The organism is Dickeya sp. Secpp 1600 (assembly GCF_003049805.1).
In the GTDB taxonomy this organism is placed as follows: Bacteria; Pseudomonadota; Gammaproteobacteria; order Enterobacterales; family Enterobacteriaceae; genus Dickeya; species Dickeya fangzhongdai.
In genome coordinates this window covers 942,992-953,204 of sequence record NZ_CP023484.1, presented here as the reverse complement: position 1 = coordinate 953,204, position 10,213 = coordinate 942,992, and the positions used below count along the sequence as shown (strand labels likewise).

General features: G+C 59.0%; 7 protein-coding genes. 2 read left to right on the top strand and 5 right to left on the bottom strand.

The window, feature by feature from the left end; translation table 11 throughout:
• Positions 1-192 precede the first annotated feature (192 nt).
• A complete protein-coding gene (locus tag CPA59_RS04415) occupies positions 193-588 on the bottom strand; it encodes a helix-turn-helix domain-containing protein (protein WP_038918008.1) in 396 nt (131 codons plus the stop codon).
• Between the two features lie 807 nt (positions 589-1,395).
• Here CPA59_RS04415 and CPA59_RS04410 point away from each other — a divergent pair.
• Positions 1,396-2,643, top strand: a complete 1,248-nt coding sequence (locus CPA59_RS04410) for a conjugal transfer protein TraF (RefSeq protein WP_038918007.1) — start codon at positions 1,396-1,398, stop codon at positions 2,641-2,643.
• Between the two features lie 65 nt (positions 2,644-2,708).
• Here CPA59_RS04410 and CPA59_RS04405 read toward each other — a convergent pair whose 3' ends face one another.
• From CPA59_RS04405 to CPA59_RS04390, 4 genes are all read right to left on the bottom strand, one after another.
• On the bottom strand, positions 2,709-5,774 hold the full coding sequence (locus CPA59_RS04405) for an efflux RND transporter permease subunit (RefSeq protein WP_107758765.1): 3,066 nt from the start codon (positions 5,772-5,774) through the stop codon (positions 2,709-2,711).
• Positions 5,774-6,916 carry an efflux RND transporter periplasmic adaptor subunit gene (locus CPA59_RS04400; protein ID WP_082170918.1) on the bottom strand — a complete coding sequence of 381 codons (1,143 nt, stop codon included), beginning with the start codon at positions 6,914-6,916 and terminating at the stop codon, positions 5,774-5,776. Before CPA59_RS04400 ends, CPA59_RS04405 begins: the two co-directional genes overlap by 1 nt.
• Before the next feature lie 131 nt (positions 6,917-7,047).
• Positions 7,048-8,217, bottom strand: a complete 1,170-nt coding sequence (locus CPA59_RS04395) for a cell wall metabolism sensor histidine kinase WalK (protein ID WP_038918005.1) — start codon at positions 8,215-8,217, stop codon at positions 7,048-7,050.
• 2 nt (positions 8,218-8,219) lie between these two features.
• Positions 8,220-8,909, bottom strand: coding sequence for a response regulator (locus CPA59_RS04390; RefSeq protein WP_107758764.1), 690 nt, complete (start codon positions 8,907-8,909; stop codon positions 8,220-8,222).
• Positions 8,910-9,048: 139 nt separating this feature from the next.
• Between CPA59_RS04390 and CPA59_RS04385 the strand changes: the two genes are divergently transcribed.
• Positions 9,049-9,834: a MipA/OmpV family protein gene (locus tag CPA59_RS04385; RefSeq protein ID WP_038918003.1), complete on the top strand. Its 786-nt coding sequence runs from the start codon at positions 9,049-9,051 to the stop codon at positions 9,832-9,834.
• Positions 9,835-10,213: the final 379 nt, after the last annotated feature.

Sequence of the window (10,213 nt, the reverse complement as noted above, 5' to 3'; positions counted from 1 at the left end):
TAAAAAATCAAACCTGGTGTAAAATCGATAACGCTAAAATAGAAAAAATGCGAAAGCATTAACTTAAAATTAAACACAGCTTTCTGGTTTTATCAACAATAAAACCGGTAGAAATCATTAGGCTGTGATCATTCACTAACGTGTGAAAAGCGCTAACCGCAGGCGGGAATCCGGCATGGTTCCCGCCGCATTTCAGGCAGAGGTTTTCCGCGATCGCGTCGTCCCCGACTCGCGCCAGTGATCAGCGATGCGCGGCATGCTGTCCTCAATCCAGTCAACCAACACCCGCACCTTCTCCGCGGCTTCTTTCCCCAGCGGGGTCAGGCTATATTCCACGTGCGGCGGCACCACGTCATAGGCCACCCGGTTGATCAGGCCGTCGCCTTCCAGACACTGTAAGGTCTGGGCCAGCATACGTTCGCTGACGCCATTGATCAGGCGGCGCAGTTCGCTGAAGCGGAGCGTTTTCGATTCCAGCACAATCAGAATCAGGATGCCCCAACGGCTGGTAATGTGCTGTAGCACTTCGCGTGATGGGCAAGCTGCCGCCAGCAAGTCGCCGCGCTGAAATTTTTCGATTGTCCGCATACCTTACCCTTTGCCGTTCACTTATTGCCGCTCACTGAATCGCATTGCGCCTGAACTTTCAGGGTAAGGAGGCTCCCCTAAATAAGCAATCGCTTTATAAGCACTCGCTTTCGCACACCAGTCTCTTCGGCCGTATCAGGCATCGACAGGCCATATCAGCATAAAAGAATCTGATGGAATAACGGTTGATTGAATGACGCCGAATACCGTCGAGGAAAAAACATTGAAAGAATCCGGATCGCCGCAAAATGAATATTCGCGTTATCTGATGAGGGCTATGGTTTAAAAATAGACATAACCCCCTCAGCAATTCAAGAAATTCATTCACTCAAATAAGCCAAATTAAACCCCTTTATTCACTCAATCAATAAATGCAATAAATTCAATCCGCTAGAAAATCATTATGCCTGTGCATGCCTGAAACCGGGTGAAGGGCTATCGCCGTCAGAAATGAAAATGCTAGGCTGTGCCACTATTGTCGCAAGACACGCCGAAACGCAGTCTCAGTTTGACGTGAGATATTCATTCCTTTCAACCAAGGTATGTTTTTGCTCAGCCTGCATAAGGGTGTCCTTGGGTTTTATTTATTTTAGTTACCGCGTTTGTACCCTAAATAATTCGAATTGCAGGAAGGCGGCAACGCAGCGAATCCCCAGGAGCTTACTCAAGTAAGTGACTGGGATGAGCGAGGAAAGCCAACGCACCTGCAATTTTGAAGTATGACGGGTAAATATTTATAAAAAACTACGAGCACACAGCAAAAAGGAATTTTTTCCTCAATACCTTCGTTGATAAAGGAATGCTCGTATGCATAAAAAATCACTTGTCCGCGCCATGACGGTAGCGGGTCTGTTTTCTCCTGCCGTGACTCTTGCCGCCGGAACCTGGTCTGATGCCAGGAACGACGCTATGGGCGGAACCGGGGTCGCTTCATCGCACTACGGCTCCGCCGCGCTGACCAACCCGGCGCTGCTGACCAAAGCGCAGGCCAGCGACAACGTTAGCCTGATTCTGCCTTCGGTAGGCGCTGTGGTATCCGACCCCAACAAAGTGGAAGATAAGTTCGACCGCATCAAAAGCAGTTGGGATAGCATCAAAGACCTGCTGAACTCCAGCAGCGGCATCACTAACCCGCTGTTGCGGCGGCTGGCGCTGCAACAAGGCATCTCCTCCTTCCAGTCGCTGAGAAGCGATTTGCACAGCATCAATGGCGACCGCGCTTACGGCGATGCCGCTGCCGCTACCGTGGTGGCGGTTCCTAACGAAACGCTGCCTTTCGCCGTCGTCGTCAAAGGCTGGGGCGTGGCGAATGCCAAAGCCGTGGTGACCGACCGCGATCTGACCTATCTGGATAGCGTGGCGGCGGGCACCACCATTCCCACCTCGGCCGACCTGAACAGTTTCACCTCCCGGGCCGAAGGCGCGGGCGCGCTGGTGACCGAATACGGCGTCGCGATGGCGAAATCGTTCAGCATCGCCGGTCAGCCGGTTTCCGTGGGTATCACCCCCAAGCTGCAACGGATCGACACCTATAACTATATTGCGTCGATCAATAACTACAGCACGTCTGATTTCCGCAATTCGGAATTCAAGAAATCCAGCTCCGGCGCCAACCTGGATCTCGGTTTCAGTACCGACCTGACATCGCGCTGGAGCGCCGGGCTGGTGGCGCAGAACCTGATTGGCCGCCGCATCGACACCAAAGAGGTGCAAGGTATACAGAGAACCTTTAACCTTCGGCCGCAGGTCACCGCCGGAACGGCCTGGAACACCGACAAGCTGACGCTGGCGACCGATATCGACCTGACGCCTGCCAGCGGTTTTGACTCGGAGAAGAAAAACCAGTACGCCGGCGTCGGCGCGGAATATCGCGTACTGTCCTGGGCGCAGCTGCGCGTCGGTTACCGCGCCAATATGCGCGACAGCGATAAGAATCTGGTCACCGCCGGTCTTGGCCTGTCGCCGTTCGGCGTGCATCTTGATCTGACCGGCATGGTCGGCACCGAAAGCAAGCACACCTACGGCGCCGCCGCCAAACTGAGCTTTACCTTCTGATCCCGCGCCCCCGGCATCGTGACGGATGTCGGGGCACCGTTCGGCGATTCATCCCCTCACCCACTTTACCCCTGCGCTTTGGCGCGCGTTTCCCATTGCATCACCAGACTGATCGCCGCCGGCAGCACCGTCAGCGTCAGCAGCGTGGCGACGATCAACCCGCCGATGATGGCGTAGGCCATCGGCCCCCAAAACACCTGGGTGGCGATCGGGATCATCCCCAAAATCGCCGCCAGCGCGGTCAACAGAATCGGCCGGGAACGGTGACGGGCAGCATGGATAATCGCCTCGTCGGCAGGCATGCCCGCCGCCGTGTTGGTGTCCACTTCGCTGATCAGGATCACCGCGTTACGGATGATCATTCCCGCCAGCGCGATCACTCCCAGCAAGGCGACGAAGCCCATCGGCGTACCGGTCGGCAACATCGCCGCCACCACGCCAATCAGCCCGAACGGCGCCATCAGCAGCGCCAGCATCATGCGCGAGAAGCGCTGCAACTGCACCATCAGCAAAATCAGCATCACCAGCAGCGTCACCGGCAACACCTGATACACCGAGTTGTTGCCCTTGTTGGACTCCGCCACCGAGCCGCCTTCCTCAATGTGATAACCGGCCGGCAACGCCGCCTGATAGGCCGCCACCTGCGGCGCCAGCGTTGTCGATAAGGTCTGGGCGCGCACGCCCGGCGCCAGGTCGGTCTGCACGGTGATAAACGGCAAACGCTGGCGACGCCAGATGATCGGCTCATCCACGCCGTACCCGACGGACGCTATCTGCCCCAGCGGCACCCGCTGACCGTTAGCGGCGCGCAGTTGCAGGCTGGCGACGGTATCCAGATTCTGGCGCTCCTCATCCCGGGCGCGCACCACCACCCCCACCATTCGATTGCGATCGCGCACGCTGGTTACGACCGAACCGGAGAAAATGGTCGCCAGCGCACTGGCCACATCCTGCGAGCTGATGCCTACCGCCCGCGCCTCGGTCTGGTTGACGTCGATGCGGATGGCGCGCTCCGGCTCACCGGCGGTCAGGTTAACTTCGCGCGCATCGGGGTTGCTGCCGATCAACGTCGCCAGCCCGGTGGCGTACTCGCGCACCTTGTCGATATCCGGCCCGGTTACCCGGTACTTAAGCGGCCAGCCGACCGGCGGCCCCAGTTCCAGCGGCGACACGCGGGTCACCAGGTGGCTGAAATCCTGCTGCAAACGTTTTTCCAGCCGGGCGCGCAGCGCATCGCGTTCTTTTAATCCTTTCGCCACCACCACCAGTTGCGCGATGTTTTCATTCTGCAACAGCACATCCATCGGCAAATAAAAACGCACCGCGCCGGACCCGACATAGGTGGAGAAATGATCCAGATCCGGATCGTTTTTCAGCGACTGCTCCAGCCGCGCCACTTCCCGCTCGGTGGCCTCCTGCGAGGCATTGCGCGGCAGCGTCAGGCTGACCAGCAGTTCCGGTCGGTCCGACGCCGGAAAAAACTCGCCCTCCAGCCGACCGGCGGCCACGACCGCCAGCGCCAGCAACGCCACCGATAGCAACAGCGTGCGGCCGCGATAGCGTAGCGCCGCCGACAGCAGGCGGGCATACGCCCGCGACAGACGGCCGGCGTTGTGATCATGAGCTTTCATCGTCTTCGGCAGCAGCCAGACGCCGATCAACGGCGAGAACAGCACCGCCACCACCCAGGAGCTGAGCAGCGAAATCAGCACCACAATAAACAGCGAGTAGCAGTACTCGCCGGCGCTGGAAGCGGCAAACCCGACCGGAATAAAACCCGCCACCATCACCAGCGTACCGGTCAGCATCGGAAACGCAGTGGTTTCGTAAGCGCGGGTGGCGGCCTGTTCGCGGGCTTCGCCCTTCTCCAGGCTGGACACCATCGCCTCTACCGTGATCATGGCGTCGTCCACCAACAGCCCGAGCGCGATAATCAACGCGCCCAGCGAAATGCGCTGCAAACCGATACCGGCTATCTCCATGCCGGTGAACGTCATCGCCAGCACAATCGGAATCGACGCGGCCACCACCAGCCCGGCGCGGCTGCCCAGCGACACGAACGACACCGCCAGCACGATCACCACCGCTTCCAGCAGCACCTTGACGAAGCCGTTAACCGAGGATTTCACCACCGATGACTGGTCCGCCACGTTGACGACCTCGATACCGTGCGGCAGCGATGCGCTAATCGCCGCCATTTTACTGCGCAATGCCTGACCGAAATCCAGCATGTTGCCGGTCGGCGCCATCGAGATCGCCAGCCCGATGGCGGGTTGGCCGTTGACGCGAAACGTCGGCGCCGGGGGTTCCGCCGCCTGACGATGAACCGTCGCGATATCGGTCAGCGGGATAAAGCGCCCGCCGATGCGCAGCGTTACCTGACGCAGGCTCTGTTCGGAAACAAACGCGCCGCTGACGCGCAACGCCACCTTGTCGTTATCGGTCCGAATGGTGCCGGTCGGGCTGACGGCATTCTGCGCCTGCAGCGCCGCCGTTACCTGTTGCAAGTCCAGCCCCATGCCGGCCAGTTGCCGCGGGGAAAACGCCACCACAATCTGCTCTTCCTGCACGCCCAGCACATCGATTTTGCCGACATCCGGCGTGGCGAGCAGTTCGGTACGGATATCATCCACCTTGTCGCGCAGCTCGCGCGGCGAGTAGCCTTCGGCGGTAAAGCCATAAATGGTGCCGAAGGTATCGTCGAACTCGTCGTTGACCGCCGGCTCGCTCACCCCGTCAGGCAAGGTGGGGGTAATATCCTTCATTTTTTTGCGCAGGGTGTACCAAATGCCCTTTACCTCGGACGGCGGCGTACTGTCGCGCAGGTTGACGAAAATCACCGCTTCGCCGGGGCGGCTGTAACTCTCGATAAAATCAAGGTAAGGGGTTTCCTGCAGTTTCTTTTCCAGCACATCGGTCACGAAACTGACGGTGTCCTGCACCGTGGCGCCCGGCCAACTGGCGGACACCACCGCGGTTTTGATGGTAAAGGCCGGGTCTTCGTTGCGCGGCAGACGTTCGTAGCTCATGACGCCCGCCGCCACAATCACCAGCATAAAAAAGGCCACCAGTTGCTGATGAGCCAGCGCCCAGGCGGAGAGGTTCCACTTCTGTTTGAATGCGGATGACATTACTTCGCCTCCGTCAACATAACCTTCTCGCCCGCCCGCAGCTTGCTGACGCCGGCGGTGACCACCTTGTCGCCGGCGACCAGACCGTCGTCGACAACGATCTGCGAGTCGCTGTAATTACGCAGGGTGATCGGTTGCAGCCGCAGCGTCTGCGTTTGCGGGTCGACGACAAACACCGCCGGGCGATCGCCCTGACGGGTCAGCGCCGACGCCGGCAGCTCGATGGCATTGCCGCCCGGCAGCGTGACCTCGCCCTGTACGGTCGCGCCCAGCACCATTTCTTGCGGCGGTTCGACGAGTGAAACCCGCACCCGCCAGGTGCGGGTTTCGCTATCAGCCAGCGGACTGACGTCACGCACATGCCCTTGCGTTTTGACAGCCGGGTTGGATAACAGCGAAACCGTCACCAGCGGATCCTTCAGGCCGCTGGTGATAAGACGCTCGGAGATATTGAACACCGCGTCGCGGCCGGCGAAGGTCGCCAGCCGCACCACTTCCTGACCCGCGTTCACCACCTGACCGGGGTTGGCGCTGACCGCGGTGATCACCCCGGCGACCGGCGCAGACAAGCGGGTATAGCTCAGACGATCCTGCGCGCTTTTGACGCTGGCCTGCGCGCTTTCACGCACGGAAACCGCCGAGGCCCAGTTCGACTGCGCCTCATCCAATTGCGAACGGGAAATGGCGCCGTTGGGCGCCAGCTGTTTCATCCGGTTAAGGTTCTGCTCCGCCAGCCGTTCCGAGGCCACCGCGCGGGTCAGGTCCGCTTTGGCGCTCTGCAGCTGGTTTTCGCTGTCGCGGGCATCCAGCGTGGCGATCACATCGCCTTGCTTCACGATGGCGCCCACATCCACCACACGCGAAACCACCCGCCCATCCAGACGGAAACCCAGTGCGGTCTCTTCGGCCGGGCGGATCTCCCCAATCTGCGACAACACCTCACCGGTGGCGGACGGCGCGACGGTGACGGTGCGAACCGGACGCGGCGGCGCGGGAGCCGGCTCGCTGCCGGCGTCGTTACAGCCGGACAACAGGCTCGCGGCCAGCAGCAAGGCTCCCAGCCCACCGGCGCGAAAAAGAGTGTTGCCTCCGCGACAGGCTACGTGATGAAGGGCGCAAAAGGTGGACTCTGTATTCGTCATGATGGGCTTCCTGTTACCGATTAGTAACTATTACACCGTACACATTTCCAGATTGTTTCCACACTTCATCAAGAAACCATCAAGAGCGCTGAAAAATCGGTTTTATCCCAACCGCCACGCCCTGAACGAGGTCATACCGCCGGCAGTTCAAGAGTAAAACACATGCCGCCCTCCAGGTGATTTTCCGCCGTCAGGCTGCCGCCGAGCGCTTCGCAAATCGCCAGCGCGATCGACAGCCCCAGCCCGCTGCCGCCTGAATGGCGCGCCCGCGAAGTATCGGCGCGGGAAAAGCGCTCGAAAATATACGGCAGAAATGCCTCGCTCACGCCGGGGCCGTAGTCACGAAAACGGATCAACCAGCGATTATCGCGCCGCGCCACATCAATACGCTGCGCCTTACCTTCCACCGCGTAGCGCAGCGCGTTATCCATCAGGATGGTGAATACCTGCCCCAGCCGGAGCGGATCCGCCAGGCAATATCCCTCCTCGTCGGCATGCAGCGTGATGGTAAAACCGGCCGCTTCGGCATTCGGCTTCATCCAGACGATACGGTCGCGCAACAGCTCCACCGGGTTCAGCCGGGTCTTATCGATAGCTAACTGACCAGCGCTAACCATCGACAACAAATGCAGATCCTCAATCAGGCGGTTGAGGTTGAGCATCTGGTTCATCACCATCTGCAACTGCCGATCGTCAGGAGAAAAAACGCCGTCCAGCATGCCCTGCAATCGCCCCATCGCGGCGGTCAACGGCGAACGCAGCTCGTGCGCCATCGCCACATGCGAAGCGTGCAGTTCGCGCTCATAACGCTCCAGCTGGGAGGTCATGGCATTGAAATCGCGGGTAAGCAGCGTCAGCTCCGCCGGCGCGCCCGGCACCATACGTGCGCGGGTGGTGAACTGCCCGCGCGCCACCGCGCGCGCCGACATCGCCAGTTGGCTAAACTGTACCGACAGCGGTCGCGCAGCCCATAACCCCAACATCACAATCAGCGGAATGGCGACCAGCACCAGCACCCAAAGGATCAGCCAGTCTTCAGAGGCGATGGACAGGTCGAAAGACTTAGGGCCGTACCAGGTATCCAGAATCTCGTAGTAACGGGCGCGGTTCAGATTGGGGTTGCTCTGTAATGTGGTGAACTCATGACGCACCGCTTCCGGCATTCGATGGATAACCCACAGATTCCAGATGGCAAACCGCAGCCACATACAGGTGGCGATTAACACTATCGAGCCAATCGCCAGCGACAAAATGCGGATACAAAGCCAGCGCCACAGCGAAAGATGAGGCATGTTATTCATGGCTAACGGAACCTGTAACCAAACGCGCGCACCGTCAGCAGCACCCCGCCAATGCCGACCGCTTCCAGCTTTTTGCGCAGATTATAAATATGGGTATCCACCACCCGCTCCAGCGCGTCGCTGTCCGGCAGACACGCCTCCAGCAACTCCTGGCGGGAAAACGCGCGGGTCTGGGCGCGCAGCAGGGTCGCCAGCAGGCTGAACTCCGTCGGCGTCAAGTCCAGCGGCTGGCGCTCGCCCTGCGCATCGGTCACGGAGGCGACCATCGCATCCTGATCCACCTCCAGCGTGCCGAAGGTCAACAAACGCCCGGACGTCATCGCGCCGCAGGTGCGCCGCAATACCGCCTGCACGCGGGCTACTACTTCGCCGGGATGGTAGGGTTTGGTCACGTAATCGTCCGCGCCGTACCGCAGCGCGCCGATCTTATCGGTGTCGTCCCCCATAGCGGTGACCATAATCACCGGCACATCGCTTTTGCGACGCAGGGCGGCCAGCACTTCAGTGCCGTTCATTCCCGGCAGCATCACATCCAGCAAGATCAAATCCGGTTTCAGGCGCTGTGCCATATCCAGCCCGCTCAACCCATCTCCCGCCAGCAAAACCTGAAAATTGTCACGTTTCAGATAGGCTTCCAGCACGCTGGCAGCATCCGTGTCATCTTCGATTATCAGAATGCGTTTCGGACTCATCGTGGTTCTCTTGATAATTTCTTCATGATTTGCTGACAGTACATTGACGCTGATGCGTATACTAACCAGCTCTCGTACAGGGATGCACGAAAACGCCTGTTGCAGGCAACACATTTACCCGTCTAAGGAGTCAGTCAGGATGATAGTGCGACATATTCCCTTTTATATAGCTACTCTTTTCTTCGCCGGCAGCAACATCAGTTGGGCCGACGATGCCGCCCCCGGTCAACAGGATGGCGTCACCCTCGGCCTTGCCGCCCACAATGCGCCGCGCTACAGCGGCTCGGATGAACGCCGTTGGGATATGCTGCCGGTGATTCAGGCTCGTCAGGGCGCCTTCTTTTTCGACACCGCCAAAGGCGCGGGTTATGACCTGCAGTTCGGCCAGTTCTATCTTGAACACACGCTGGGTTATTCCATCGGTCGCACCGACAAGAAATCCTCTTTCCGCTCCGGCTCCGACAAACTGCGCGGCATGGGCGACATTGACGGCGTGTTGAACACCGCCGTGGCGCTGGGCTGGCAATTTACCGACCAGTTGTCGGTGGAAGCGAAGGCGATTCTGCCGCTGACCGACAGCCAGGGCGTGCAATACCAGACATCGCTGACCAGCATTCTGTTCCAGGACAAATCGGACACGCTGGGCGCTCAGGGCACGTTGCTGTTCGGCGACGCCCGCTATAACAACCTGTTTTACGGCGTCAACCAGCAGCAGAGCCAGAACTCCGGCTACCGCGTCTATCAAGCCGGAAGCGGTCTGTACGGTCAGTCCGTCTCGCTGTTCTGGACCCATCAGTTTGATCCGCACTGGGCCGCCACGCTCAGCGGCAGCTATACCCGCCTGAACGATAAAGCCTCGAACAGCCCCATCGTGTTTCGCGCCGATCAGGGCGAGGGGACGTTTGCCGTTACCTATACGTTCTAATCCAGTTCCTGTCGTCGCCGGTATCCGTGCGTGCAACGCTCCGGCGGCGATAGGCTATTGCGTTCTCTTCTTCTCACCGCCTTCGCACCTCCGCTTACCCGAAATGGCCGCCGCCGATGACCGGCGCGCAGAAACCGACGACACTCTTCCCCAGACATTGACACTCACGCCAGGTTTAATAATTTATCGATTGATTTCTTAATGCATATATAAATAATTGTAACAATGGTCAGGGACATTAATTAAAAAATAATGAAAAAGCTAAAAAAGCTAAACGGAACGACAACAAGATAAGAAAAGCCGGCCGGAAAATTGAAAACCGAAAACCCACTGAAATAGAATGTCGCCGCTGTATCTGAGCGCGATTCAGACGGCACCT